We start from the raw sequence: 26507 nt of genomic DNA, 5'->3' as shown, positions 1-26507 counted from the left end.
GGGCGGCGGGGCGTACGCCTGGCAGGCTCTGCCCCATGACGGTCGACATCGTCTATGAGACCCACTCGGTCACCACCGACAACGAGGCGGGCCGCGCCACCGGCTGGCTGCCCGGTGAGCTGTCCACGTACGGCCGGAAGTTGGCCCGCGAGATGGGCGTGCGGCGGGGTCAGGACGGCCTGCACGCGGTCTTCTGCTCCGACCTGGCCCGGGCGGTGGAGACGGTGGAACTCGCCTTCCCGATGGGCCGGATCCCGATCCACCGGGACACCCGGCTGCGCGAGTGCGACTACGGCCTCTTCACCGGGATGCCCGTCGGTGAGCTGGAGCGGCTGCGCCGGCACCACGTCGACCGGCCGTACCCCAACGGGCAGAGCTACCGGCAGGTGGTGTCGCAGACCCGTGGCTTCCTGCGGGACCTGCTCGGGGCGTGGGACGGCCGCCGGGTACTGATCATCGCCCATTCGGCGAACCGCTGGGCGCTGGACCACCTGCTGGGCGGTCAGCCGCTGGAGGACCTGGTGGACGCGCCGTTCGACTGGCGGGAGGGATGGACCTACCGGCTGCCGACGGGCTGGGCGGGCTGACCGCGGCCGGCGTCCGCTCCGACCGTCCGGCACGGCCGCGCCGCACCGCGCCGTCCCGGCCGGGACACCGCCGGCGGATAACTCCCGGGCGCCCGCCGCCCGGGCGTGCCTATCCTTGGCGACGACATGCACACGCCACCCGCCGCACCGGCCGTCTCCGACCCGCTCCGCGACCTGCGGGGTCGCCTCCCCGACCTGACCCTCCGGGACCAGCACCGCATCCAGCGGCGGCTGGACGGCGTACGGAAGATCAAGGATCCGGACCGGCGGGCCGCCGCCGCCGGCCAGATCGCCGAGGACGTCGCCGCCGCCGAGGAGCGGCTGGCCCGGCGCCGGGCCACCGTCCCGGTGGTCAGCTATCCGCCCGACCTGCCGGTCAGCGAGCGCAAGGACGACATCGCGGCGGCCATCCGGGACCACCAGGTGGTGATCGTGGCCGGTGAGACCGGCTCGGGCAAGACCACCCAGATCCCGAAGATCTGCCTGGAACTCGGCCGCGGCGTGCGCGGCCTGATCGGGCACACCCAGCCGCGCCGGCTCGCCGCCCGTACGGTGGCCGACCGGGTCGCCGAGGAGATCGGCACCCCGCTCGGCGAGGTGGTCGGCTACAAGGTCCGGTTCACCGACCAGGTCGGCGACCGGACGCTGGTCAAGCTGATGACCGACGGCATCCTGCTGGCCGAACTCCAGCACGACCGGATGCTCAACCAGTACGACACGCTGATCATCGACGAGGCGCACGAGCGCAGCCTCAACGTCGACTTCATCCTGGGCTATCTCAAGCAGCTCCTCCCCCGCCGCCCCGACCTCAAGGTGATCATCACCTCGGCGACCATCGACCCGCACCGCTTCGCCCGGCACTTCGAGGTGCGAGAGGGTGTCCGGGTGCCGGTGGTGGAGGTGTCCGGGCGGACCTACCCGGTGCAGGTGCGCTACCGGCCGCTGATCGAGGTGCCCGACGAGCCCGACGGCGACGGCGACGGCGAGAACGTCCGGGACCAGATCCAGGCGATCGGTGACGCGGTCGAGGAGCTGGCCGCCGAGGGACCCGGCGACGTCCTGGTGTTCCTCAGCGGGGAACGGGAGATCCGGGACACCGCCGACGCGCTGGGCAAGCTGGTGCAGGCGAAGCCGGCGCTGCGCGGCACCGAGATCCTGCCGTTGTACGCCCGGCTGTCCACCGCCGAGCAGCACCGGGTCTTCCAGTCGCACGCCGGCCGCCGGGTGGTGCTGGCCACCAACGTGGCCGAGACGTCGCTGACCGTCCCCGGCATCAAATACGTGGTGGATCCCGGCACGGCCCGGATCTCCCGCTACAGCCACCGGCTCAAGGTGCAACGACTGCCGATCGAGCCGATCTCGCAGGCGTCGGCGAACCAGCGCAAGGGCCGCTGCGGGCGTACCTCGGACGGCATCTGCATCCGGCTCTACGACGAGCAGGACTTCCTGTCCCGGCCCGAGTTCACCGACCCGGAGATCCTGCGGACCAACCTCGCCTCGGTCATCCTGCAGATGACCGCGATCGGGTTGGGCGACATCGCGGCGTTCCCGTTCGTCGAGCCGCCGGACCGGCGCAACATCGCCGACGGGGTCAACCTGCTGCACGAACTCGGCGCGCTGGACACCCGGCCGGAGCGACCGGGCCTGGCGCTGACCCCACTGGGCCGCAAGCTGGCCCAACTGCCGGTCGACCCGCGGCTGGCCCGGATGGTGATCGAGGGCCAGCGCAACGGCTGTGCCACCGAGGTGGCGGTGGTCGCCGCGGCGCTGTCCATCCAGGACCCCCGGGAGCGGCCGGCGGACAAGCAGGCCCAGGCCGACCAGGCGCACGCCCGGTTCGCCGACCCGGAGTCGGACTTCGCGGCCCTGCTGAACCTGTGGCGGCATCTGCGAGAGCGGCAACGCGAGTTGTCCTCCAGCGCGTTCCGCCGGATGTGCCGGGCGGAGTACCTGAACTACCTGCGGGTCCGCGAGTGGCAGGACATCTTCAGCCAACTGCGCCAGGTGCTGCGTACCCTCGACGAGGGTGGCCGGGACGGCGCCGGTCGCGGCCGCGGCGGCCGGGACGGCGGCCACCGGGGCAGGGGCGAGCGGGGCGACGGGAGGCCCGACGGCCGGGCGGAGCGCGCCGACCGCGGGCCGGGCGCCGACCTGCCCGACGAGATCGACGCGCAGCGGGTGCACCAGTCGCTGCTGGCCGGCCTGCTCTCGCACATCGGCGTGAAGGACGTCAAGACCTCCGGCCAGCCGGCCGACGGCCGGGGCCGCAACGAGTACCTGGGCGCCCGGGGCGCCCGGTTCGCCATCTTCCCCGGGTCGGCGCTGTTCAAGAAGCCGCCGCGCTGGGTGATGGCGGCCGAGCTGGTGGAGACCTCCCGGCTCTGGGGCCGGGTGGCCGCCCGGATCGAACCGGAGTGGGTCGAGGCGCTGGCGCAGCACCTGGTCAAGCGCAGCTACAGCGAGCCGCACTGGGAGAAGAAACAGGGCGCCGTCATGGCGTACGAGAAGGTCACCCTGTACGGGGTGCCGCTGGTGGACGCCCGCAAGGTCAACTTCGGTCGGATCGACCCGAGGCTGTCCCGCGAGCTGTTCCTGCGGCACGCCCTGGTCGAGGGTGACTGGCACACCCAGCACCGGTTCTTCCAGGACAACCGGGCGCTGCTGGACGAGGTGGAGGAACTGGAGCACCGGGCCCGGCGCCGGGACATCCTGGTCGACGACGAGACCCTGTTCGAGTTCTACGACCGGCGGATCCCCGCCGAGGTGGTCTCCGGCCGGCACTTCGACAGCTGGTGGAAGAAGGCTCGCCGGGAGACGCCCGAGCTGCTCACCTTCGACAAGGCGATGCTGGTCAACGCCGGCCGGGGCGGCGTCGCCGAGGCCGACTACCCGGACGAGTGGCACTCCGCGGGGATGGCGCTGCCGTTGACGTACCGGTTCGAGCCGGGCACCGAGGCCGACGGGGTGACCGTCGACATCCCGCTGCCGCTGCTCAACCAGGTGGCCGCGGACAGCTTCGACTGGCAGGTGCCCGGGCTGCGCGAGGAACTGGTGATCGCGCTGCTGCGGTCGCTGCCGAAACCGGTCCGCCGCAACTTCGTCCCGGTGCCGGACTACGCCCGCGCGGCCCTGGCGGCGATCACCCCGGGCCAGGAGCCGCTGCTGGACGCGCTCACCCGCGAGTTGCGCCGGATGACCGGCGTGACCGTGCCGCGGGACGCCTGGGGGTTGGACAAGCTGCCGCCGCACCTGCGGCTCAACTTCCGGGTGGTCGACGAGGACCTGCGGCCGGTGGCCGAGGGCCGCGACCTGCCCGCGCTGCAGCAGCAACTGCGGGTGAAGGTACGGGAGACGGTCACCGCCGCGGCCCCCGACCTGGAACGGCACGGGCTGCGCGAGTGGAGCATCGGCACGCTGCCCCGGACCATCGAACAGGTCCGGGCCGGTTACCGGGTCACCGCCTATCCGGCGCTGGTCGACGAGGGCGACGCGGTGGGCGTACGGGTCTTCGAGACCGAGGCGGAGCAGCAGGCCGCGATGCGCGCCGGCACCCGCCGGCTGATCCTGCTCACGGTGCCGTCCCCGGCGAAGTTCCTGCAGGGCCGGCTGAGCAACACCGAGAAGCTGGCGCTCAGCCGCAACCCGCACCGCAACGTGCTGGATCTGCTGGACGACGCGGCCGGGGCGGCGGTGGACAAGCTGGTCGCGGAGGCGGGCGGCCCGGCCTGGGACGCCGAGGGGTTCGCCGCGCTGCGCGACCGGGTCCGCGCCGACCTGGTGGACACCGTGGTCCAGGTGGTGGACCGGGTACGCCAGGTGCTCGCCTCGGCGTACGCGGTCGAGCAGCGACTGGGCCGGACCACCAGCCTGACCCTGGTGGCCGCCCTGGCGGACATCCGGCGACAGCTGGGTGAGCTGGTGTACCGGGGTTTCGTCACCGAGTCCGGCTGGACGGCCCTGGGCGACCTGCCCCGCTACCTGGCCGCGATCGAACGCCGGCTGGACCGGCTGCCGGGCAACCCGCAGCGCGACCGGGAGCAACAGGCCCGGGTCGAGCAGGTCCGTGCCGAGTACGACCAGATGCTGGCCGCCCTGCCGCCGAACCGCCGGGGCGACGACGCGGTACGACAGATCCGCTGGATGATCGAGGAACTCCGGGTGAACCTGTTCGCCCAGGCGCTCGGCACCCCGTACCCGGTCTCCGAACAGCGGATCTACCGCGCGATGGACCAGGCCGAGGGCCGCTGACCGGTCCGACCCGCCGGCCGAGCGGTATGATTTCCATATGGTTACCACGGTCAATCTTCCCGACGGACTGCACGAGCAGCTGAAGCAGCTCGCCGACCAGGAGCACCGGTCGATGAACGCGACCATCGTCGTGGCCGTCGAGCGGTACGTCTCGGAGCGCAGCCACCGCAGCCGGATCCGGGATCTCGCGGGTGAGGTCGCCGAGCGAGACGCCGAACTCCTGCGCCGACTCGCCGAATGATCAGCTATCTGGACGTCGACGATCTCGTGGAGATCGCCGCCGTCGTCCTGGATGAGACTCCCCGGATACGGGATCTGGGCCTGCTCTCGTCCGCCGCTGTCCGCCCTGGCACCGTGGCCTTCGGGCAGGAGGCGTACCCCGACCTGTGGGACAAGGCTGCCGCGCTGCTGCATTCGGCCTGCATGAACCATGCGCTGATCGACGGCAACAAGCGGCTCGCCTGGGCCGCCACGCGGGTGTTTCTCGCGCTGAACGACGTACCGATCCGGGCGGTCGACGTCGACCAGGCGGAGGCCTTCGTCATCGCGGTGGCCAGCGGCACGATGACCGAGGTTCCCGACATCGCCCGCGAACTCCGCAAGCTCTACGTCTGACCAGGCAGTAGCCCCACTACGCCACTCGTCGCACTGGCGTCGTCAAAGCGGCTGGACGCCGGGTGGCAGGCGGCCCTGGTCGGCGGTGTCCCGGACGTGGCGGAGCAGGATCCGGCGCAGTTCGCGGGCGGCGTTCGTCGGGACCGCCTCCCGGCGGCGGGCTAGGGCGATGGTCCGGCGCACGCCGGGCGCGGCGAGCGGGGTGGCCCGCAGCCGGGGCCGGCTGGCCACCACGATGCCCGGGACCAGGGCGATGCCCAGTCCGGCCTGCACGAAGCTGAGCACCGCGTCCATCTCGCCGCCCTCGACCGCGAAGGTCGGTTCGAAGCCGGCGTCCCGGCACGCCTGGATGGTGACGTCCCGCAGGTCGTAGCCGGACCGGAACATGGCCAACGGCTGCCCGCGCAGATCGGTGATCGACAGTTCGCCGGCCGCGTCGGTGCCGGGCACCGGGTCGACCGAGGCAACCACCAGGCTCTCCCGCAGGATCGGTTCGGCCCGCAGTGCCGGGTCCGGGCCGTGCCCGGGCAGGATGATCAATGCGAGGTCGAGGTCGCCCCGCAGCAGGTCGCGGACCAGGTCCTGGGAGCCGCCCTCCTCCACCCGCAGGTCCACCGTCGGGTACGCGTCGTGGTAGCGGCGCAGCACCTCCGGGGCGAGCGAGGTGCACAGGCTGGGGGTGGCGCCCAGCCGGACCCGGCCCCGCCGCAGGCCGACGAGTTCCTGCACCTCGCGTTGGGCGGTGTCGACGTCGGCCAGGATCCGCTTGGCCAACGGCAGCAGCACCTCGCCGGCGGCGGTGAGGGTGATGTTGCCGCGGACCCGCTCGAACAGCGGCGCGCCGAGCGCCGTCTCCAGGACGTGAACTTGCTTACTGAGCGAGGGCTGGGTGATGCCGACCAGATCGGCCGCCTGGGTGAAATGCCGGGTTTCGGCCACCGCCACGAAGTACTTCAACTGATGGAGCTGCACGTATATAGCTTACGGCTATCGTAGGTGTGGCTTCGATGCATTGGACGACTGATGCGAGGCCTCCTACCGTCGCAAAGGTGGCAGTAACGACCCGCACGCCGATCCGCTCGTCGGTCGGTCTCAAGGCCCTGATGGCGGTCTCCGGCATCGTCCTGGTGCTCTTCCTGCTCGCGCACATGCTCGGCAACCTGAAGGTGTTCGCCGGTCAGGCGGCGTTCGACCACTACGCCGAGTGGCTGCGCCGGATCGGCACCCCGCTGCTGCCCGGGTCGGTCTATCTGTGGATCCAGCGCACCGTGCTGGTGCTGGCGGTGCTCGCGCACATCTGGGCGGCCACCGTGCTGGCCCTGCGCGCCCGGGCCGCCCGCCCGGTGAAGTACGCCCACCGCAAGCCGGTCCAGGGCAGCTACGCGGCCCGCACCATGCGCTGGGGCGGCGTGATCATCCTGCTCTTCGTGATCTACCACATCCTCGACCTGACCACCGGAACGCTCAACCCGATCGGCGATGCGGCCAGCCCGTACGGGAACGTGGTCGCCGACTTCGCCGACGACCGCTGGTACGTGACCCTCTTCTACACGCTCGCGATCGTCGCCCTCGGCTTCCACCTGCGGCACGGCATGTTCAGCGCGGTGCGCAGCCTCGGCCAACAGCGGCCGCGCGGCGAGCGGCGGGCCCGGGCCTTCGCGCTCGGCTTCGCCGTCCTGCTCTGCGCCGGCTATCTGGTGGTCCCGTTCGCCGTACTCGTCGGATTGGTGAAGTGACCATGTTCTACACCGAAGGCGACCCGATCGCCGACACCAAGGCTCCCGGCGGGCCGATCGAGAACCGCTGGGACACCCGCCGGTTCGAGGCCAAGCTGGTCAACCCGGCGAACCGGCGCAAGCTCACCGTCATCGTGGTCGGCACCGGGCTGGCCGGCGGGTCGGCCGCCGCGACCCTGGGCGAGCTGGGCTACCGGGTCAAGTCCTACTGCTACCAGGACAGCCCGCGCCGGGCCCACTCGATCGCCGCGCAGGGCGGCATCAACGCCGCCAAGAACTACCGCAACGACGGCGACTCGATCTACCGGCTGTTCTACGACACCGTCAAGGGCGGCGACTTCCGCTCCCGGGAGTCGAACGTGCACCGGCTCGCCCAGGTGTCGGTGGAGATCATCGACCAGTGCGTGGCGCAGGGCGTACCGTTCGCCCGGGAGTACGGCGGCCTGCTGGACACCCGGTCCTTCGGCGGGGCCCAGGTGCAGCGCACCTTCTACGCCCGGGGGCAGACCGGCCAGCAGTTGCTGCTCGGCGCGTACCAGGCGCTGGAGCGGCAGATCGGGCTCGGCAACGTCGAGATGAACGCCCGGCACGAGATGCTGGAGCTGATCGTGGTCGACGGCCGGGCCCGCGGCATCGTGGTCCGCGACCTGGTCACCGGCGAGATCACCACGGAGTTCGCGGACGCCGTGGTGCTCGCCTCGGGCGGCTACGGCAACGTCTTCTACCTGTCCACCAACGCCAAGGGCTGCAACGTCACCGCCACCTGGCGGGCGCACCGCAAGGGCGCGCTGTTCGCCAACCCCTGCTACACGCAGATCCACCCGACCTGCATCCCGGTCTCCGGCGAGCACCAGTCCAAGCTCACCCTGATGAGCGAGTCGCTGCGCAACGACGGCCGGGTCTGGGTGCCGAAGACGGCCGGTGACGAGCGCTCGCCGAAGGACATCCCGGAGGACGAGCGGGACTACTACCTGGAGCGGATGTACCCCTCGTTCGGCAACCTGGTGCCCCGGGACATCGCCTCCCGGGCCGCCAAGAACGTCTGCGACTCCGGGCGGGGGGTCGGTGCGACCGGGCTCGGCGTCTACCTGGACTTCGCCGACGCGATCCGGCGGCTGGGCCGCACGGCGATCGCCGACAAGTACGGCAACCTCTTCGAGATGTACCAGCGGATCACCGGCGAGGACCCGTACGAGGTGCCGATGCGGATCTACCCGGCGGTGCACTACACGATGGGCGGCCTCTGGGTCGACTACGACCTGCAGTCGACCATCCCGGGCCTGTTCGTCATCGGCGAGGCCAACTTCTCCGACCACGGCGCCAACCGGCTCGGCGCCTCGGCACTGATGCAGGGCCTCGCCGACGGGTACTTCGTGCTGCCCAGCACGCTCGGCGACTACCTCGCGGCCGGCCCGTTCGAGAAGGTCGAGGCCGACCACCCGGAGGCGGTCCGGGCCCGCGCCGACGTGCAGGACCGGCTGGAGCGGCTGCTGGCCGTGAACGGCGACCGGACCGTCGACTCGTTCCACCGGGAACTCGGCCGGATCATGTGGGAGCACTGCGGCATGGAGCGCACCGACGCCGGTCTGCGCAAGGCGATCGACGAGATCCGGGCGCTGCGCGAGCAGTTCTGGCGGCGGGTCAAGGTGCCCGGCGACGGCGAGGGCATCAACCAGGCGCTGGAGAAGGCCGGCCGGGTGGCCGACTTCTTCGAACTGGCCGAGCTGATGTGCGTCGACGCGCTGCACCGTACCGAGTCCTGCGGCGGGCACTTCCGGGCCGAGAGCCAGACCCCGGACGGCGAGGCCGAGCGCGACGACGAGCACTTCAGTTACGTCGGGGCCTGGGAGTTCACCGGCGCCGACCAGCCGCCGGTGCTGCACAGGGAGAACCTCGAGTTCGCATACGTCCACCCCAGCCAGCGGAGCTACAAGTGAATCTCACCCTGCGCATCTGGCGACAGGCCGGCCCGGACGACAAGGGCCGGATGGTCACCTACCCGGTCGAGGACGTCTCCCCGGACATGTCGTTCCTGGAAATGCTCGACGTGCTCAACGAACGGCTCACCCTCGCCGGTGAGGAACCGGTGGCCTTCGACCACGACTGCCGGGAGGGCATCTGCGGCGCCTGCGGCATGGTGATCAACGGCAACGCGCACGGCCCGGAGCGCGGCACCACCGCCTGCCAGCTGCACATGCGGCACTTCAAAGACGGCGAGACCATCGACATCGAGCCGTGGCGGGCGAAGGCGTTCCCGGTGCTCAAGGACCTGATGGTCAGCCGGCAGGCGTTCGACCGGATCATCGCGGCCGGTGGCTACATCACCGCGCCGACCGGCAGCGCCCCGGAGGCGCACTCCACCCCGGTGGCCAAGGCCAACGCCGACGTGGCGTTCGAGTCGGCGGCCTGCATCGGCTGCGGTGCCTGCGTGGCGGCCTGCCCGAACGGCTCCGGCATGCTCTTCACCGCCGCCAAGGTCACCCAGCTCGGCGTGCTCCCGCAGGGCCAGCCCGAGCGGTACACCCGGGTGATCGGCATGGTCGACGCGCACGACGAGGCCGGCTTCGGTGGCTGCACCAACGCCGGCGAGTGCACCGCGGTCTGCCCGAAGGGCATCCCGCTGACCACCATCGGCCGGCTCAACCGGGACTACCTGTCCGCCACCGCCAAGCGCGGCGGCACCCCCGGCGGCAGCTGACCGGCCGCGGTCAGGCGTGCCGGCAGGTGGTCGACGAGAACCCTTGGGTAGGTCCGGCGGACACCGGCCCGCCGGTGGAACGGCACGATCGCGGCCGGCAGGCGCAACCGGTCGACCGACCCGCACCGCCACTGCCCTGCCCCGACGGCTGTCGATGATCGGCCGACGCGGCGGGTCGCGCGGTTCTGGCCTACGGTGTATGGCATGACGACGACCGGTCCAGGTGGTGGCGATGCCGGCTGAGCGGGACGGTGATTCGGTCCGGCGGCGCCGGCGCCGGCGTACCCGTGGGGTGCTGGCCGTCGCGGCGCTGGCGGCCGCCGCCTGGGCGGTGCGGGACATCCCGCTCGCGCTCGGCGGCCGGGCCGCCGGCCCGCGGGCCGAGCGGGTCGGCCGGTCGGCGCAGTTCCGGGCCGGGAAGTTCCGCAACCGGGAGAGCACCCACACGATGGTGGGCGTGCCGGACCAGGCCGTCCTGCGGGAGCTGTTCTTCGGCGCCAGCCGGCGCCGACCCACCGGCCCGATCCCGGTGGTACGCCCCGGACCCACCGACGCCGCCGGGTCGTCCGGTGCGCTCGCCGTCACCTGGTACGGGCATGCCTCGGCGCTGGTCGAACTCGACGGTCGGCGGGTGCTGATCGACCCGATCTGGAGTGACCGGTGTTCGCCGTCCCGGCTGGTCGGCCCGCGCCGGCTGCACCCGCCGCCGGTGGCCTTGGCCGACCTGCCGCCGGTCGACGCGATCCTGATCTCGCACGACCACTACGACCATCTCGACCTGCCCACCGTCCGGGCGTTGAGCCGCGGCGGGTCGGCGCCGTTCGTGGTGCCGCTCGGGGTCGGCGCGCACCTGGAACGCTGGGGCGTCCCGGCCGACCGGATCGTCGAACTCGACTGGGACGAGAGCGCCACGGTCGCCGGCCTGACGCTGACCGCCACCGCCGCCCGGCACTTCTCCGGCCGCGGCTTCAGCCGGGACCGTACCCTCTGGGCCTCCTGGGTGATCGCCGGGGCGGACCGGCGGGTGTTCTACACCGGCGACTCGGGCTACTTCGAGGGCTACGCCGAGATCGGCGCGACGTACGGCCCGTTCGACGTCACCCTGATGCAGATCGGCGCGTACGACCCGGCCTGGCCGAACATCCACATGTTCCCCGAGGAGGCGGTGGCCGCCCACTTGGACCTGCGCGGCGACGTGCTCATCCCGGTGCACTGGGCCACCTTCGATTTGGCCCTGCACACCTGGGCCGACCCGGTGAACCGGCTGTGGCGGGAGGCGAAGGCGCGGGACGTACGGCTGGCGGTGCCCCGACCGGGCGAACGGATCGACCTGGCCGACCCACCCCCGCTCGACCCCTGGTGGGAGTCGGTCACCTGACGCAACCGGGTCACCAGCCGCAGCCGGGTCACCTGCCGCCGGGGGTTGTCCGCTACCGCTCGGCGACGAAGACCCCGGATCCCCGCACGCCCTCGACGTAGCCCTGCGCCTCAAGAGCGAGAACCGCTTGGCGTACAACACTGCTCGCCACGCCGTATTCCTGTTGGAGGTGAGCGAACGACGGCAATTTCGTCCCAGGGGCCAACTCTCCGGACTCGATCATGATCCGAAGTTCATTCGCCAACCTTTGCCACTGAGGGTCAGGCACGACGGCTCGACTCCGTTCTCCTCAAACTGAGGTCACCGCTGGGCCGGCCGGTTAGTGCTCGACCACGAAGACGCCGACGCCCTGGACGCCCTCGATCAAGCCCTCGGTCCGCAGTTTGAAGATCGCTTGGCGCACGACGATGGCCGACACGCCGTGCTCCTTGGTGAGCTGGGACGTGGACGGCAGTTTGGCACCTGGAGCCAACTCTCCGGACTCGATCTGATTCCGGAGATGGTCGGCAAGTTGCTCCCACTTCGGTTTGGCAGGCATAGCGGCACTCCCTGGTCAGCACCGCCATTTGATCACGCCCGAACTTTGTATGGCAACAAATCGCCACTCATCCCTTGCTTTGTATCGGCGCACATGTAAAGCTGCGTCCGATCGGCTCCCTGGTCAGCAGCCTGGAGACGGTCGGCACCGCACAACGCCCGGCTGGTCGGACTCCCCCTGATCCGCCGGGTGCGCCGCCCCGCCCGCACGCGGGCCCAGCACCCCATCCACCACTCGAACCGGCCACGAGGCAGCAATATCCCTGACATTGCTGTCTCGACGAGACCACGAAGCAGCAAAGTCCCCGACATTGCGAGATCAACAGCCGCCAGCCGAGGCGCGCGCGGCTCCCGCAGCAGGGGGATGCGACCAGAAGGAGGTATTGAACCGGTGAGTCCCACTCCCCTCGCCGACGACCCGGACCAGCCCGACCCGATGCCGTCCCGCCAGGACATCGAGGACGCCGACTTCGTCCTGTTCGCCCACCCGCCCAAGGCAATCGCGAAACTCGTCTGCGCCTGCGGCGACGACTATCCCTGCGACGAGGTCCGCTTCGCTCAACTCGTCAAGGAGGGACTGTGACCATGACCGAGGAGGTACCGTGACCGCCCTCGACACCACCGCATTCAACGCCCACGCCGACCAACGTCACGCCGAGGCCCGACACGTCCTCGACACCCACACCACGAACACCTACACCGGCCTCTGCGACGCCTGCGGCCGCCCCGGCCCCTGCGACCAACGCCAGAGCGCCGAACAGACCGCCGCCCACTACACCCGCCCCGACCTACCCACCCCGCACACCCGACCAGCCGCGCAGGCCGTCACCACCGCCGTCGGCACCATCGACGACCTACGCACAACCGCCCTCGCCATCCAGGAAGCCGTCGACCGCGCCGCCGGCCACCTCGACGGCGTCCACCACCTCGACCGCCGCCTCGTCGACTGGCGACGCGCCCTCACCGACGCCTGGCAGGCCCTCGGCCTGGTCCACGCCGGACTCGCCGACGCCCGCCGACTCCCCGGCACACCCGGCGGCACCGCCGCCGACCTCCTTGCCGGCCTGCGCAGAGCCCGCGCCGACGCCGACCGGGCCACCACACTTGCCGCCACCGCCCGGTTGCGCCTCACGGTGGCCGAGGACCAGCTCCGCCGTACCCGAAACCCTGCCGCACTGATCGCGGCCCGGCAGTGGGGCGCGGCGATCGCGCGGCTCGACCTGGTCGCCGCGCGGCTGGCGATCGGCGGGCTAGCCATCGACCGGTACGCGGCCGTGATCGCTGGGCCGCACCCGGCTCTCGACCCCGCAGCGCCGACCGGCAGAAGTGGTGTCGACGCCTCGCTCGACCCGGCTCCCGCCACCGTCCGGTCGGCTGTACCCGCCATGAACGCGATTGAGCGGGGGAACGCGGTCGGCGGCGGGAACGCGGTCGAGAGCAGGAGCGCGGCACCGGCTGCGGCCGAGGGCCGTTGTCGGGTCGCGGTGGCTGCCGGAGCCGCCACCGCCGGCAAGCTGATCGTCCGGACGCGACGCCGCGACCACCCGAGCTTCTGGGCCACGGTACGTCACCAGTTGCGCGAGGAGACAAGACGATGAACGACCCGAAGGCGGCCCTGCGCGACCTGCTCGACGGGCACGTCCGAAGCCACGACCGGCGACTGCGGCACTTCGCCGAATCCGACTGGCAGCGCTACGCCGATCTGCTCTCCGGCGCGCTCCTGCTCGCCGTCCGGCGCCGCTTCCGACCCGGCCAGGACCGGGCACCCGTCATCCGGTTCGTCGCCACGGTGCGCGAGCGGTACGACCACACCGGTCACGACCTCGACCCGGCCACCGCCGAACGACTGGTCTGGGCGGCGCTGGGCGAGACGGAACCGGTTCCGGTCACCGGGCCGGCGGTGGCCGCGCAGACCCTGCTCGTCCTCGGTCTCCTCGAGGACGAGGGCATGCCGCGCGCCGAACTCGACGACTTCCTCACCGCCGCCGACACGTACACCCGCCCCGGCGTCGAACCGGCACCGGATGCGTGCGGCCGGCCCAAACCGTCGCCGGACGACACGGGACGCACCGACCCGGCCGAACCGCTCCGGCCTGGCTCATGAACATCAGCGCTTTTCCGGTGCGACACGCCGGTGCCGGGACAGCTTTCCAACTGATGCTCTTGGTGCCTCCCCCTGGCCACCGGGTGCGCCTCGGGAGCACCCGGGGCCGGGGCAGGGTGACTACAGGACGAAGGCGTCCGTCCAGAGTTGGCCGGAGCGGCCGGAGAGGGCGTCCATCAGGGCGACGGCCTGACCGTCGGTGAGCGCGGCGACGAAGTCGACGGTGGCCCGGGCCCGCGCCTTCACCGCCCGGTCCGCGGTACGCGGGTGCAGCTCCGTCTCGGCCAGCTCGACCAGGTCGCGCAACCGTTGCGGCAGCCGGCCGTTCTCCTCCGGGTCCAGCACCCAGGCGAACAGCGCCTCGACCAGGGTGTCCAGCAGCCGGGCCTGGCCGCGCTGGTGCAGCGCCAGGTCGGGGCGGGCCAGCACGAACCGGTGGTGCACCAGCTTGAGCACCTGCACCTCGTGCCACTGCGCCACGTCCAACAGCACGTGCCCGGAGCGGGCCGGCGGCTTCTCCACCACGCTGATCGTGTCGACCAGTCGGCGGGTCCACCGGGCGGAGAAGCCGGCCACGTACTGCTCGGCCTCGATCGAGCCGTCGAACGGGGCGGCGAGCAGGCCGTCGACGAGTTCGGCCCGGACGTGCTCGACGGCGGCGGCGAACGCGTCCTCGTCGTACACCCAGGCGTCCTTGCGGCGCAGTTGCCGGCGCAGCCGCTCGATGGCCGAGCCGGGACGGCGCCGGCCGTCGGTCAGGCCGGCGTCGGTCAGGCCGCCCAGCTGTGCGGCGTCGCGCTGCCAGCCGAGCAGCTCACCGGCCACCGCCCCCTGTTGCAGCACGCCGACCCGGTGGAAGTCCTCCACGTCGTGGATGGCGTAGGCGATGTCGTCGGCGATGTCCATCACCGACGCCTCGACGGTCTGCTGCCAGTCCGCGATCCGGCCGGCGAACGGTTCGCGGGCCTGGCGCAGGTCGTCGACCTCGGTGCGGTAGGCGCTGAACTTGGCCGACCCGCTCTCCGGGTCGTCCGCCGGGACGGCGGCGCCGCGCGGCGGCGGGTCGAACGAGCGCGGGTGCGGGTCCGGGTGGTCGAGCCGGGTCCACGGGTACTTCAGGATCGCCGCCCGGACCGCCGCCGTGAGGTCCAGACCGATGGTCGCCGTGCCGCGGATCTCGGTGCTGGTGACGATCCGGTACGACTGGGCGTTGCCCTCGAACCCGTCCGGCAGGCCGAGCCGCCGGCGGGCCACCCGGTCCAGCACCTGCTCGCCGAGGTGCCCGAACGGTGGGTGCCCGAGGTCGTGCGCCAGCGCCGCCGCCTCGACCACGTCCGGGTCGCAGCCGCCGAGCGCGTCGAGCAGGTCGGCGTACCGGTCGTCGGCGGTGAGCCGCTCGGCGATCGCCCGGCCCACCTGGGCGACCTTCAGGCTGTGGGTGAGCCGGTTGTGCACCAGCAGCCCCGACCCGCCCGGGCTGATCACCTGGGTGACACCGCCCAGCCGGGCGAAGAACGGCGAGCTGATGATCCGGTCCCGGTCCACCCGGTACGGGCTGCGGGCCAGATCACCCACCGCGCCGGTCCGGCCGCCGAACAGCCGGCGGGCCCGGCCCGCGTGGTCCGCCCCGGCCGGCCGTCCCGGCACCGGGTCCCCAGGTACGCGCATGATCGAACGCTAGCGCAGCCGACCGGAGCACGACCGGCGGTCGGCGGTGTCGGTGGGTGGCCGGTGGCGACGTCGGTGGCGGACGGCAGAATGCAGGACGGACTTCGACCCCGGAAGAGCGGATCAGGATCGTGACCACGTCTGTTCATCAGCGCATCGCCGAGGAGCTCGGCGTACGTGAGCGGCAGGTGCAGGCCGCCGTCGACCTGCTCGACGGCGGCTCGACGGTGCCGTTCATCGCCCGGTACCGCAAGGAAGCCACCGGCATGCTCGACGACGCGCAGCTACGCACGTTGGAGGAGCGGCTGCGCTACCTGCGGGAGCTGGAGGAGCGCCGGGCGGCGGTGCTCGACTCGATCCGCGGCCAGGGCAAGCTGGACGAGGCGCTGGAGGCGCAGATCCTGGCGGCCGACTCGAAGGCCCGGCTGGAGGACATCTACCTGCCGTTCAAGCCGAAGCGGCGGACCCGGGCGCAGATCGCCCGGGAGGCCGGCCTGGAGCCGCTCGCCGACGGCCTGCTGGCCGACCCGACGGTGGAGCCGCGGGCGGCGGCCGCCGCGTTCGTGGACGCCGAGAAGGGGGTGGCCGACCCGGCCGCCGCGCTGGACGGCGCCCGGGCCATCCTGGTCGAGCGGTTCGCCGAGGACGCCGACCTGATCGGCTCGCTGCGCGAGCAGATGTGGTCGCGGGGCCGGCTCGCCTCCCGGGTACGCGACGGGCAGCAGGAGGCCGGCGCGAAGTTCGCCGACTACTTCTCCTTCGACGAGCCGTACACCAAGTTGCCGTCGCACCGGGTGCTGGCCATGTTCCGGGGCGAGAAGGAGGGCGTTCTCGAACTGGCCATGGAGCCGGAGGAGAGCACCCCTCAGGCGCCGCCGGTCGGGCCGGGCCGGTACGAGGCGGAGATCGCGGCCCGGTTCGGGGTCGCCGACCAGGGCCGCCCCGCCGACCGGTGGCTGACCGACACGGTGCGCTGGGCCTGGCGTACCCGGATCCTCATCCACCTCGCCGCCGACCTGCGGACCCGGCTCTGGCAGGCCGCCGAGGAGGAGGCCGTGCGGGTCTTCGCCACGAACCTGCGCGACCTGCTGCTCGCCGCGCCGGCCGGGACCCGGGCCACGATGGGGCTGGACCCGGGGCTGCGGACCGGGGTGAAGGTGGCCGTGGTGGACGGCACCGGCAAGGTGGTGGCCACCGAGACGATCTACCCGCACGAGCCGCGCCGGCAGTGGGACGCCTCGATCGACACGCTCGCGAAGCTGGCCGCGGCGCACGGCGTCGAGCTGGTCGCCATCGGCAACGGCACCGCCAGCCGGGAGACCGACAAGCTGGCCGCCGACCTGATCAAGCGGCACCCGGAGCTGACGCTGACCAAGGTGATGGTGTCCGAGGCCGGCGCCTCGGTCTACTCCGCCTCGGCGTACGCGTCGCAGGAGCTGCCCGGGCTGGACGTGTCACTGCGCGGCGCGGTCTCCATCGCCCGCCGACTGCAGGACCCGCTGGCCGAACTGGTCAAGATCGACCCGAGGTCGATCGGCGTCGGGCAGTACCAGCACGACCTGTCCGAGATCAAGCTGTCCCGGTCGTTGGACGCGGTGGTCGAGGACTGCGTCAACGCGGTCGGCGTCGACGTCAACACCGCGTCCGCTCCCCTGCTCGCCCGGGTCTCCGGCATCGGCGCCGGGCTGGCCGAGAACATCGTGCTGCACCGGGACGCGAACGGCCCGTTCCGCAACCGGTCCGCCCTCAAGGGGGTGGCCCGGCTCGGGCCGAAGGCGTTCGAGCAGTGCGCCGGCTTCCTGCGCATCCCGGGCGGCGACGACCCGCTGGACGCCTCCGGGGTGCACCCGGAGGCGTACCCGGTGGTGCGCCGGATCCTCGGCGCGACCGGCGGTGACCTGAAGGCGCTGATCGGCAGGAGCGCGATCCTGCGCGGGCTGCGGGCCGCCGACTTCGTGGACGACACGTTCGGCCTGCCGACCGTCACCGACATCATCGCCGAGTTGGAGAAGCCGGGCCGGGACCCGCGGCCGGCGTTCAAGACGGCCACCTTCGCCGAGGGCGTGGAGAAGCTCTCCGACCTGACGCCGGGGATGCTGCTGGAGGGCGTGGTCACCAACGTCGCCGCGTTCGGCGCGTTCGTCGACGTCGGGGTCCACCAGGACGGGCTGGTGCACGTGTCGGCGATGTCGAAGACGTTCGTGAAGGACCCCCGGGACGTGGTCAAGTCGGGTGACGTGGTCCGGGTCAAGGTGCTGGACGTGGACGTACCGCGCAAGCGGATCTCGCTCACCCTGCGGCTGGAGGACGAGCCGGAGGCCGACGGCCGGCCGCAGCGCGGTGCCGGCGGTGGCCGGTCCGACCGCGGCGGGGCCGACCGGGGTACGCCGCGCGGCGGCGGCGAACGGCGGGGCGGTCAGCCCCGGCAGGGTGGCCGGGGCGGCGGTGACCGGGGTGGTCGCGGCGGGCAGGGCGGTTCCGGTGGTGGCGGCTTCGGCGGCGGGGCGATGGCCGACGCGCTGCGCCGGGCCGGGCTGGACAAGGGGCTCGGAGGCCGCTGAGCCGCGGTGCCCCGGAAACCCTGGTCGGCCCGACCACCACCGAACCGACGGCTCGTCGTTTGTCCCGGCAGGAGGCGCCGGTGGACTTCGAGATCTGGAACGCGCGACGTCCGACGGACAACGCGCGCTGGCGGGCGGTCCACGACGCCTGGCGGCACCGCGAGGTCTTCGCACACCCCTCGTACGTCGGGCTGTTCGCGGGACCGGACGACGTACCGATGGCCGCCTACGCGGCGACGGATCATGGTTTCGTTCTCTACCCCTTCGTCCTGCGTCCGGTCGACGCCACCCACCTGCGAGCCGCTGCGGGCCGTCCGCTGCGCGACATCACGAGTGCGTACGGCTACGGCGGCCCGTTCCACAGTGACATCGACGAGGTGGCCGCCAAAAATTTCTGGTCCAGGTTCGACGACTTCTGCCGCGGACAGGGCGTGGTGACGGAGTTCGTCCGGATACCCGTCCTCCGGCACCACCTGCTGCCCTACCCGGGGCAGGTCGAACCCAAGCTCACGAACGTCGTCCGGGACCTGACGACGCCGCCCGGCGTCATGTGGTACGAGTTCGAACACAAGGTGCGGAAGAACGTCAAGCGGGCCCGCCAGCGAGGCGTCACCGTCGAGGTCGACGAGCACGGCGCACACCTCGACGACTTTCTGCGTATCTACCACGGCACCATGCGACGCCGTGCGGCAGACGCGGCGTACCACTTTCCCCGGCACATGTTCGAACGGCTCGGCCAGGAGTTGCCCGGTCAGTTCGTGTTCTTCCACGCCCGGCACGGCGGGGAGATCGTCTCGACCGAACTCGTCCTCGTGTCCGCCGACCACATCTACTCGTACCTCGGCGGTACGGTCGCCGCCGCGTTCGACGTCCGCCCCAACGATCTTCTCAAGTTCGCGATCATCGAATGGGGCAGGCAACACGGGAAGACGTCGTTCGTACTCGGCGGGGGTTACACCCCGGACGACGGCATCGTCCGGTACAAGCGCTCCTTCGCCCCGACGGGACTCGTTCCGTACTCGGTGGGCAGCCGGGTGTTGGACAAACCGGCGTACGAGCGCCTGGTGCGGGCGCACCGGGCCGAGGGACGCCGGCGGGATCCGACCTGGTCACCGGACGAGGGCTACTTCCCGGCCTACCGGAGCCCGTTGCCACCGTCCACCGCACCCGCCGGAATCGAGATTGGAATGTAGTCGCCGATGCCTTCCCATGCCTTCACCCGAACGATCAAACGTGCGGTCGACATCGGGGTGGCCTCGGCGCTACTCGTCGTCGCACTCCCGGCGTTGTTGCCCGCGATGGCGTTCGTGCGAATAAGCCTGGGCGCGCCGGTCTTCTTCAAGCAGGAACGCACCGGTTACGCGATGCGTCGGTTTCTGATCTACAAGTTGCGGACCATGGGGCCGGACCGGGCACCGGACGGACGGCAACTCCCAGATGGCGAGCGGTGCGGGCGGGCCGGCCGGTTCCTGCGCAGATGGAGCATCGACGAACTACCACAGTTGGTCAACATTCTCCGCGGCGATCTGAGCCTGGTCGGCCCCCGGCCGCTGCTGCCCCGCTACGACCCCTGGTACACGCCGGCCGAACTCGCCCGCTTCACCGTCCGCCCGGGGATCACCGGTCTGGCCCAGATCAACGGCCGCAACCATCTTCCCTGGAATGAGCGCCTCGCATTGGACGTGCGGTACGTCGACGAGCAATCCCTTTGGCTGGACCTGAGGATTCTGGCCCGCACCGCCCGTGCGGCCCTGCTCGGCAGTGGCGTGGCGAGCGACCCGTCCGCGCTGATGCTCGATCTCGACGAGGAACGAGCGCCCGCGTGGCACCGCTGATCGACGACGTAGCGATCGGAACGTCGGCACCCGACCGACACCTGCTCCGACACGCGGCCGGCCTGCTCGCCGCCAGCGTGCCCGGCGTCTGTCGCCCGCTCGTCGCCTACGGCGCCGAACGGTACGACGCCTTCCTCGCCCGCGCGCTGACGCCGCCTCCGGCACACCGGAGCCTGCTGCTGCGCGGCGTGACCGCGGGGACCGAACTGATCGCGGTGGCCGATTGGCGGATCCTGCCCGATGCGCTGTTCCTCAACGGTGTGGCGGTGCGCGACGACCATCGCGGCCGTGGGATCGGGACGAGGATCCTGGCTGACGGGGAGGCGATCGCGACCCGGTTGCGCCTGGCCACAATGCTGTTGGACGTCTCGCTCGGCAACGCCTCGGCGCACCGGCTCTACCGCCGGAACGGGTTCACCGACACGGAGCTGTCGGCCTGGTGCTGGCACGAGCCGCACCCGGGGCATGACCAGCCGGCCACCGCCGTCACTCTGATCGTGGACTGGGCGAGCCTCTGGGCCCAGCACGACGCGTACGGCTTCGGAGACTGCTCGGTCCGAGGTCTCGACGGCGGCATCCGGACCGTACGGGTGGTCGGCGACCGGGTTCGCGCGGCCTCCGCCGCAGACGCCGTCGTCGTCAGCCGCGCGTTGGCCATCCGGGACCGTCCGCTCCGGGCCTACCGGATCATCTCCGACGCGACGGCGGGCCAGCCGTTCGCGCGTTTCATCCGGATGCGGAAGCAGTTACGGTAAGGACGCCACCGGGTGACGGATGCCCGCCCAGTCATGGTGTCGCCGAACCGTGGAGAGGATGAAGTCGACCACCCGACGGGACGTGTCCGGTATCTGGTAGTCGGCCGGGCATGGGACACCGTCCACGGCCACCTGGCGCACGGTGACTTCGACCGCTTCCAGCACCCCCTGCGGGTCCAGGCCGGTCATGACGATGCCGCCGACGTCCAGCGCCTCCGGTCGTTCGATCGACTCGCGCAGCGTGACCGCGGGGAAACCGATGATCGCCGCCTCCTCGCTGATGGTGCCGCTGTCGGACAGCGTGCACCGGGCCCGCGACTGCAGCCGTACGTAGTCCAGCAGGCCGAACGGCTCGTGGAACGAGATCCCGGACAGCGTGGTCGGATCGGGTGCCAGCGCCTCCAACCGCTTGCGCGTCCGGGGATGCGCCGACACCAGCACCGGCAGGCCCCATCGGCGGTGGACCGCCCGCAGGCAGTCCAGCAGCCGGTTCAACCGGGCCGTGTCGTCGACGTTCTCCTCCCGGTGCGCGCTGACCAGGAAGTAACCGTCCGGTTGGAGGCCGAGTTGGTCGAGGACCGTGGACCGTTCGACGTCGGGTCGGTAATGGTCGAGCACCTCGCGCATCGGCGAGCCGGTGTGCAGGATGCGGCGTGGGTGCAGCCCTTCGGCGAGCAGGTTGCGTCGGGCGTGTTCGGTGTAGACCAGGTTGAAGTCGGCCACGTGGTCGACCAGCCGGCGGTTGGTCTCCTCCGGCACGTTGAGGTCGAAGCACCGGTTGCCGGCCTCCATATGATAGACGGGAACCCGCATCCGCCGGGCGATCAGCGCCGCGATGCAACTGTTGGTGTCCCCCAGCACCAGCAACGCGTCCGGACGCGACTCGTCGATCGCCTCCTCCACACCCACCAGGACTCCGCCCAGCACCCGGGCCAGGGAGGTGGTCTCGACCCGGAGGAACCGGTCCGGCTGCCGCAGCCGGAGATCCCGGAAGAAGACGTCCGACAGGGTCGGATCCCAGTTCTGGCCGGTGTGCACCAGCACGTGGTCGACGGTGTCGTCCAAGCGGGCGATGACCCGGGACAGCCGGATGATCTCTGGTCGGGTACCGACCACGGTCATCACCCGGGTCACGGCGCACCCATCCCGGCCACCTTCGCCAGGATGTCCTCGAACTGGTCGAGTCCACTGCGCAGCGACATCCGTTCGAGGTACGTCCGGCGGGCCCGTTCCCCCATCTCCGCCCGGGCCTGCGGCGGGAGGTCCGCGGCGGCGGCGAACTGCTCGGCGAGCGTCCGCCAGTCCTCCGGTGGGCAGACGAACCCGACACCGGCCGACCGGGTCAGCTTGGCGGCGTCGCCGCCGGCCGACACGATCACCGGCGCCCCGCAGGCCAACGCGGCCTGCAGCTTGGACGGCACCGTGCCGCGCAATCCTGGCGCGTCGCGCAGGCAGACCAACAGGTAGTCGGCCGCGGCGTACAGCCCTGCCATCGCCGCGGCCGGTCGGCGCGGCAGGATCCGTACGTTCGGCGCGGCGAGTTCGTCCACCAACCGTCGGACGGCGTGCTCCGCCACACCCGATCCCATCAGCACCAGATCCATCCGGTCCGGTACGGCGGCGGCCGCCCGGACGGCGGTTTCCAGCCGCTGCACCGGCCCGATGTTGCCGGCGTACAGGACGGTGCACCGACCGGGGTGGCCGAGTTCCGCGCGGGCGGCCGCGGTCCGCGGCACCGGTCGGTACAACCGCTCGTCGGTCCAGTTCAACAGCACCCGTACCCGCGCCGGATCGGCGCCGGCCGCGATCACCATCTCCGCCATCGCGGGAGAGATCACCACGATGGCGGCGGCCGACCGGTAGAGCCGACGCACCACGCTCGCGATCGCGCTCCCGAGCACGCTCCCGGCTCTGCCGCCGGGCACCATGCCGGAGTGCACGACCGACTCCGGCCAGGGATCCTGGACGTGCAGGACGTACGGGACGCGGTGCAGGGCACGGGTCAGCACCGCCCCGACCGCCGCCGTGGGCGGGCTGAGATACACGTAGTTGACGTCCCGTCGGGCCAGGTAGCGGACGCCGGCCGCGGCGCTGCTCGCGCCGAAGGACAGGTAACTCGCGACGCGCCGGACGGCGGAGCGGTCGCGGCTCGGGTAGGCGGGTACCCGGCGTACCAGGGCGCCGCCGTGGACGGTCCGGTCGTTCCACCGCTGCCGGTAGCCGGGATAGGTCCGGCCCTGCGGATAGCTGGGAAACGTGGTCAGCACCCGCACGTCGTGGTCGCGCCCGGCGAGGCCGGTGGCGAGATTCCCGGTGATGAAGCTCGCCTCCGGCGGGAACCACTGGCTGATCAGTCCGATCCTCATCCGGGCGCCCCCACGGTCTGCCGCGTCCCGGACTCGACTGGCTCGGGGTAGGTGTCGGGACGGTCCGGGTCGAACAGATCGTTCGTCCAGAACAGCGTCAGCAGCTCGCCGGGACCGGTGTTGACCAGACGGTGTGACCACATCGTCGGCATGTCGACCAGCACGGGCGCGTCGCCGTCGACGGCGAACCGGATGACGTCCGGGGTGTGTGCGACGCGCCGCAGGGCGATCTCCGCGGTGCCGCGGAGCACCACGAAACGCTCGACCTTGGCCAGGTGGAAGTGTTCACCGCGGACGACGCCGGGCCGGCTGGTGGAACAGAACGTCTGCCCGCTGCCCCTGCCCGCCCTGACCACCTCGACCAGGTCGCCACGCGGATCGGTGCGGCGGACGAGCGGCAACGGGTAGTGCGCCGGGAAACAGTGTGAGCGGTAGGTGTTGAACAACCGGACGGCGTGCCGATCGGGCAACGGCGGGAGGTCACCGGCGCGGTAGCCCGCCGCGACGGCGGCCAGCAGGTCCGCCAGTTCCCGCACGCCGATCCGGAGTTCGGGCATCGTGGCGTCCCACGAGCCGCCGTCCGGGGCGCCGATCAGCCGGGCCGCGGCGTCGGTCACGTGCACCAGCGCCAGCTCGCGGTCGGTGTGCACCTCGGGCCGACCGCCGTCGGCGAGCACCCGGCAGTAGGTCGCCACCACCGAGTTGTAGAACGGGCGACCGTGTTCGCCGTACAGGTTGGGCAGCCGCACGTCGTCCAGCTCGCCGACGCTGGCCAGGGCCACCGCCGCCGCGGCCTTCGCGTCCCCGTACGGGGTGCCGTTGCCGGCCTGCACCGAGTTCGCGAAGGCGATGCGGCCCGGCGGGCGCCGGCATCGACGCATGCCGCGGGTCACCGCGGCGGCGAGTTCGACGTTGCCGACGGCGACGTCGGACGGATCGCCCCGGTTGACTCCGGCCAGGTGCAGTAGCCGGTCCGCGCCATCCACCACGGCGGCGAAGCGGTCCGCGTCGGCCAGGTCCGCGCGGCCGACGACGGCCGGCTCGGGCCAGCCGAGCACGCGGATCAGGACCCGGACGTGCCAACCGAGAAAGCCGTCGGCACCGGTGAGGGCCAGTCGCGTCATGCCGGCACCGATCCCCACCGCGCCAGCTCCGCCCGCAGCTCCGGCAGGCCCCGGAGCAGCTCGATTATTTCGGGTACGGCGAGCCGGCGGGCGTTGGCGGAGGTGAAGTCCGTCGCCGCCACCACCTCGGTCTCGCCCTCGCTGACATAGAGCGCGTAGTTCAGGTCGCGGGCGTCCACCGGCACCCGGAAGAAGTCACCGAAGTCGTCTGCCTGCGCCAACTCCTCCCGGCTGGCCAGCGTCTCGTCCCGCTTCTCGCCGTGCCGGATGCCGATGACGTCGATCTTGGCGGGCACGTCGAACAGCTGACAGACCGCCTCGGCGAGGTTCCGTACGGTGCACGCCGGCGCCTTGCGGATGAACACGTCGCCGGGTCGGGCGTGGGTGAAGGCATGCTCCACCAGGTCCACCGAATCGGCCAGGGACATCAGAAACCGGGTCATGTGCGGGTCGGTCACCGTCAATGCCCGGCCGCCCCTGATCTGCTCCACGAAGAGCGGGATCACCGAGCCCCGGGAGTACATCACGTTCCCGTACCGGACGCAGCAGACGGTGGTCCGGCTGCCCGGGTTGTTCCGGGCGTGCGCCTGGATCACCTTCTCCATCAGGGCCTTGCTGATGCCCATCGCGTTGACCGGGTAGACGGCCTTGTCGGTGCTGAGGACCACCACCGACCGCACCTCGCTGCGCGCGGCCGCCTCGACGACGTTGGCACTGCCCAGCACGTTGGTGCGGACCGCCTCGAGGGGGAAGAACTCGCACGACGGCACCTGTTTGAGGGCTGCGGCGTGGAAGACGTGGTCGATGCCGCGGGTCGCCCGCAGCGCCGTGTCGACGTCCCGGACGTCACCGACGTGGTAGCGCACCCGATCGTCACCGAGCCGGCGACGCATGTCGTCCTGCTTCGCCTCGTCCCGGCTGAGCACTCGAACCTCGGCCACGTCCCGGTCGAGCAACCGGCGCGTCATGGTCTGTCCGAAGGAACCGGTCCCGCCGGTGATCAACACCCGGCGGCCGGCGAGCGGGTCGGTCACGGCCGAACCACACCGGTGGCGCTGACCGGATCTGCCGCCGTCCGGAACTCATCGAGAACGTTGGCGTTGTTCCGTGGTTCGGCGCGCCACCGTGCGTAGGCCGCTCCCGCCGCCTGTTTGGCACGTAGCCGGTCCGTCGCGTTCCTTCCGGCCACCCGGACGATCTCCCGAGCCAGCGCGGCCGGAGTCGACTCGGTCAACACGGCGCCGCCACCACTGGTGATCACCTCGCTCCACGGCGTCTCGGCCGAGCAGATGACCGGGCAGGACGACGACAGCGCCTCGGGAATGACGTGCCCGAAGTTCTCCCCGAAGGTGGGGAAGACGAAGGCGTCGTACCGGGCGAAGGTGTCCCGCACCTGGCTCAGCGGCACTTCCCCGCGGTACCGGACCCGCACCTGGGGCGGTAGTTCCCGACACGATCGTTGACAGCCGGCCCAGTACGCGGCGTCCTCCAGCGGGCCGTAGATGTCGAAGGTCACCGGAATCGACACCGCCGCCAACGCCGTGATGATCAGCTGGAGATTCTTCTTCGGGTGCACTCGGCTGATGAACACCAACCGCGCCGGCCCGTCCTCCGGCGGGACGGCCGGCAGCGGCTCTCGGGGCAGGGCCGTGTTGTTCGGAACCACCATTATCCGGGCCGTGGGGAGCCATCGTCGGACGTCGTCCGCCTCACGCGTGCTGCTGGCGTGCCAGACGAGGTCCACCCCGCGCAGCACCGGCCGGTAGCAGCGCAGGAACAGCCGCTTCTTCCCAGCCTTGATGCGCAACGCGCCACGATCGAGTTCTCCTCTGGGTGCCAGCAGCACCCGGCGAACCCGCAACAGCCCACACCGCACGGCGAGCACCGGCAGGATGCTGAACGGGAGCCCCAGCAGGCTGTTGACGTAGAGCACGTCGAACGGGGTGCTGCGCAGCTCCCGCCACAGCCGCAGCCACTGCCGCAGACTGCCTCCGTCCAGGTAGAACACCCGCGACCGGCCCCGTTTGATCCACTGTCCGGACCGCACCGGGTACGGTTCGGACGACCCGATGTCCCGGTCGCGGGTGACCAGCGAAAGGTCCACCCGATCGGATATCGCCTCGAGTAGGCCGACCATCGACCGGATCGGGCCGCCGGCCCGGAATCCCGGTTCGAAGGCCGCACACATGACCAGCGCTCGTAACGAGCGGTCAGCCGCCGGGTGGGTCGGCTCGGTGCGAATGGGGTCCGGGGTTGTCGGAGGAGCAGAACCGAGCATCGGGGTTGATTCAGGTC

The 26507-nt window shown here is 71.6% G+C and carries 24 protein-coding genes; 15 read left to right on the top strand and 9 right to left on the bottom strand.

What is annotated here, in order from left to right:
- Positions 1 to 35: 35 nt before the first annotated feature.
- The 4 genes from ACFOX0_RS08265 to ACFOX0_RS08250 all read left to right on the top strand — a co-directional run bounded on the left by ACFOX0_RS08265 (position 36) and on the right by ACFOX0_RS08250 (position 5450).
- Positions 36 to 587 (top strand): histidine phosphatase family protein, encoded by a 552-nt coding sequence (locus tag ACFOX0_RS08265; RefSeq protein ID WP_377543265.1) that lies wholly within the window; start codon positions 36 to 38, stop codon positions 585 to 587.
- A 126-nt stretch (positions 588 to 713) separates the two neighbouring features.
- Positions 714 to 4835, top strand: coding sequence for an ATP-dependent RNA helicase HrpA (gene hrpA, locus ACFOX0_RS08260; protein WP_377543263.1), 4122 nt, complete (start codon positions 714 to 716; stop codon positions 4833 to 4835).
- A gap of 37 nt (positions 4836 to 4872) precedes the next feature.
- Complete coding sequence (locus ACFOX0_RS08255) at positions 4873 to 5076, top strand: ribbon-helix-helix domain-containing protein (protein ID WP_377543262.1); 204 nt, start codon at positions 4873 to 4875, stop codon at positions 5074 to 5076.
- The gene (locus ACFOX0_RS08250) at positions 5073 to 5450 is read left to right on the top strand and encodes a type II toxin-antitoxin system death-on-curing family toxin (protein WP_377543260.1); all 378 of its coding nucleotides are present in this window, start codon (positions 5073 to 5075) and stop codon (positions 5448 to 5450) included. The genes ACFOX0_RS08255 and ACFOX0_RS08250 overlap by 4 nt, the downstream gene beginning before the upstream one ends.
- A 42-nt stretch (positions 5451 to 5492) precedes the next feature.
- Here the strand turns inward: ACFOX0_RS08250 and ACFOX0_RS08245 are convergent, their stop codons facing one another.
- Positions 5493 to 6428: a LysR family transcriptional regulator gene (locus tag ACFOX0_RS08245; RefSeq protein ID WP_377543551.1), complete on the bottom strand. Its 936-nt coding sequence runs from the start codon at positions 6426 to 6428 to the stop codon at positions 5493 to 5495.
- 71 nt (positions 6429 to 6499) lie between these two features.
- Here ACFOX0_RS08245 and ACFOX0_RS08240 point away from each other — a divergent pair, with 71 nt between their 5' ends.
- From ACFOX0_RS08240 to ACFOX0_RS08225, 4 genes are all read left to right on the top strand, one after another.
- Positions 6500 to 7186: a succinate dehydrogenase cytochrome b subunit gene (locus tag ACFOX0_RS08240; protein ID WP_377543259.1), complete on the top strand. Its 687-nt coding sequence runs from the start codon at positions 6500 to 6502 to the stop codon at positions 7184 to 7186.
- Between the two features lie 2 nt (positions 7187 to 7188).
- Positions 7189 to 9123 (top strand): fumarate reductase/succinate dehydrogenase flavoprotein subunit, encoded by a 1935-nt coding sequence (locus ACFOX0_RS08235; RefSeq protein WP_377543258.1) that lies wholly within the window; start codon positions 7189 to 7191, stop codon positions 9121 to 9123.
- Positions 9120 to 9884, top strand: a complete 765-nt coding sequence (locus ACFOX0_RS08230; RefSeq protein WP_377543256.1) for a succinate dehydrogenase/fumarate reductase iron-sulfur subunit — start codon at positions 9120 to 9122, stop codon at positions 9882 to 9884. Before ACFOX0_RS08235 ends, ACFOX0_RS08230 begins: the two co-directional genes overlap by 4 nt.
- A gap of 232 nt (positions 9885 to 10116) precedes the next feature.
- Positions 10117 to 11262 (top strand): MBL fold metallo-hydrolase, encoded by a 1146-nt coding sequence (locus ACFOX0_RS08225; RefSeq protein ID WP_377543255.1) that lies wholly within the window; start codon positions 10117 to 10119, stop codon positions 11260 to 11262.
- Between the two features lie 52 nt (positions 11263 to 11314).
- Here ACFOX0_RS08225 and ACFOX0_RS08220 read toward each other — a convergent pair whose 3' ends face one another.
- On the bottom strand, positions 11315 to 11530 hold the full coding sequence (locus ACFOX0_RS08220; RefSeq protein ID WP_377543254.1) for a winged helix-turn-helix domain-containing protein: 216 nt from the start codon (positions 11528 to 11530) through the stop codon (positions 11315 to 11317).
- Between the two features lie 51 nt (positions 11531 to 11581).
- A complete protein-coding gene (locus ACFOX0_RS08215; protein WP_377543253.1) occupies positions 11582 to 11800 on the bottom strand; it encodes a winged helix-turn-helix domain-containing protein in 219 nt (72 codons plus the stop codon).
- Positions 11801 to 12190: 390 nt separating this feature from the next.
- Here ACFOX0_RS08215 and ACFOX0_RS08210 point away from each other — a divergent pair, with 390 nt between their 5' ends.
- From ACFOX0_RS08210 to ACFOX0_RS08200, 3 genes are read left to right on the top strand one after another with little or no spacing between them, the layout of a single operon-like run.
- Complete coding sequence (locus ACFOX0_RS08210; RefSeq protein ID WP_377543252.1) at positions 12191 to 12382, top strand: hypothetical protein; 192 nt, start codon at positions 12191 to 12193, stop codon at positions 12380 to 12382.
- A 19-nt stretch (positions 12383 to 12401) separates the two neighbouring features.
- The gene (locus ACFOX0_RS08205) at positions 12402 to 13397 is read left to right on the top strand and encodes a hypothetical protein (RefSeq protein WP_377543251.1); all 996 of its coding nucleotides are present in this window, start codon (positions 12402 to 12404) and stop codon (positions 13395 to 13397) included.
- Entirely contained in the window at positions 13394 to 13903 is a 510-nt protein-coding gene (locus ACFOX0_RS08200; protein ID WP_377543250.1) for a hypothetical protein, read from the top strand. Before ACFOX0_RS08205 ends, ACFOX0_RS08200 begins: the two co-directional genes overlap by 4 nt.
- A gap of 120 nt (positions 13904 to 14023) precedes the next feature.
- Here the strand turns inward: ACFOX0_RS08200 and ACFOX0_RS08195 are convergent, their stop codons facing one another.
- Positions 14024 to 15571 carry a deoxyguanosinetriphosphate triphosphohydrolase family protein gene (locus tag ACFOX0_RS08195; protein WP_377543249.1) on the bottom strand — a complete coding sequence of 516 codons (1548 nt, stop codon included), beginning with the start codon at positions 15569 to 15571 and terminating at the stop codon, positions 14024 to 14026.
- 131 nt (positions 15572 to 15702) lie between these two features.
- On the opposite strand from ACFOX0_RS08195, the gene ACFOX0_RS08190 reads away from it, so the two are divergent.
- The 4 genes from ACFOX0_RS08190 to ACFOX0_RS08175 all read left to right on the top strand — a co-directional run bounded on the left by ACFOX0_RS08190 (position 15703) and on the right by ACFOX0_RS08175 (position 20722).
- Positions 15703 to 18132, top strand: a complete 2430-nt coding sequence (locus ACFOX0_RS08190) for a Tex family protein (RefSeq protein WP_377543248.1) — start codon at positions 15703 to 15705, stop codon at positions 18130 to 18132.
- A gap of 80 nt (positions 18133 to 18212) precedes the next feature.
- Positions 18213 to 19325 carry a lipid II:glycine glycyltransferase FemX gene (locus tag ACFOX0_RS08185; RefSeq protein WP_377543247.1) on the top strand — a complete coding sequence of 371 codons (1113 nt, stop codon included), beginning with the start codon at positions 18213 to 18215 and terminating at the stop codon, positions 19323 to 19325.
- Positions 19326 to 19331: 6 nt separating this feature from the next.
- Positions 19332 to 19967 (top strand): sugar transferase, encoded by a 636-nt coding sequence (locus ACFOX0_RS08180; RefSeq protein ID WP_377543246.1) that lies wholly within the window; start codon positions 19332 to 19334, stop codon positions 19965 to 19967.
- Positions 19955 to 20722, top strand: a complete 768-nt coding sequence (locus tag ACFOX0_RS08175; RefSeq protein WP_377543245.1) for a GNAT family N-acetyltransferase — start codon at positions 19955 to 19957, stop codon at positions 20720 to 20722. Before ACFOX0_RS08180 ends, ACFOX0_RS08175 begins: the two co-directional genes overlap by 13 nt.
- Here ACFOX0_RS08175 and wecB read toward each other — a convergent pair.
- From wecB to ACFOX0_RS08150, 5 genes are read right to left on the bottom strand one after another with little or no spacing between them, the layout of a single operon-like run.
- Positions 20714 to 21856 carry a non-hydrolyzing UDP-N-acetylglucosamine 2-epimerase gene (gene wecB, locus ACFOX0_RS08170; RefSeq protein ID WP_377543244.1) on the bottom strand — a complete coding sequence of 381 codons (1143 nt, stop codon included), beginning with the start codon at positions 21854 to 21856 and terminating at the stop codon, positions 20714 to 20716. The genes ACFOX0_RS08175 and wecB overlap by 9 nt on opposite strands.
- Entirely contained in the window at positions 21853 to 23088 is a 1236-nt protein-coding gene (locus tag ACFOX0_RS08165; RefSeq protein ID WP_377543243.1) for a glycosyltransferase family 4 protein, read from the bottom strand. The genes wecB and ACFOX0_RS08165 overlap by 4 nt, the downstream gene beginning before the upstream one ends.
- Positions 23085 to 24212: a polysaccharide biosynthesis C-terminal domain-containing protein gene (locus tag ACFOX0_RS08160; protein ID WP_377543242.1), complete on the bottom strand. Its 1128-nt coding sequence runs from the start codon at positions 24210 to 24212 to the stop codon at positions 23085 to 23087. The genes ACFOX0_RS08165 and ACFOX0_RS08160 overlap by 4 nt, the downstream gene beginning before the upstream one ends.
- Positions 24209 to 25246, bottom strand: coding sequence for a polysaccharide biosynthesis protein (locus ACFOX0_RS08155; protein ID WP_377543241.1), 1038 nt, complete (start codon positions 25244 to 25246; stop codon positions 24209 to 24211). The genes ACFOX0_RS08160 and ACFOX0_RS08155 overlap by 4 nt, the downstream gene beginning before the upstream one ends.
- Complete coding sequence (locus ACFOX0_RS08150; protein WP_377543240.1) at positions 25243 to 26400, bottom strand: glycosyltransferase; 1158 nt, start codon at positions 26398 to 26400, stop codon at positions 25243 to 25245. Before ACFOX0_RS08150 ends, ACFOX0_RS08155 begins: the two co-directional genes overlap by 4 nt.
- Positions 26401 to 26507: the final 107 nt, after the last annotated feature.

This window comes from Micromonospora zhanjiangensis, from assembly GCF_042650605.1.
GTDB lineage: Bacteria > Actinomycetota > Actinomycetes > Mycobacteriales > Micromonosporaceae > Micromonospora_J > Micromonospora_J zhanjiangensis.
Note: the sequence above shows the minus strand (reverse complement) of the source record. Positions and strands in the feature narration are given on the sequence as shown.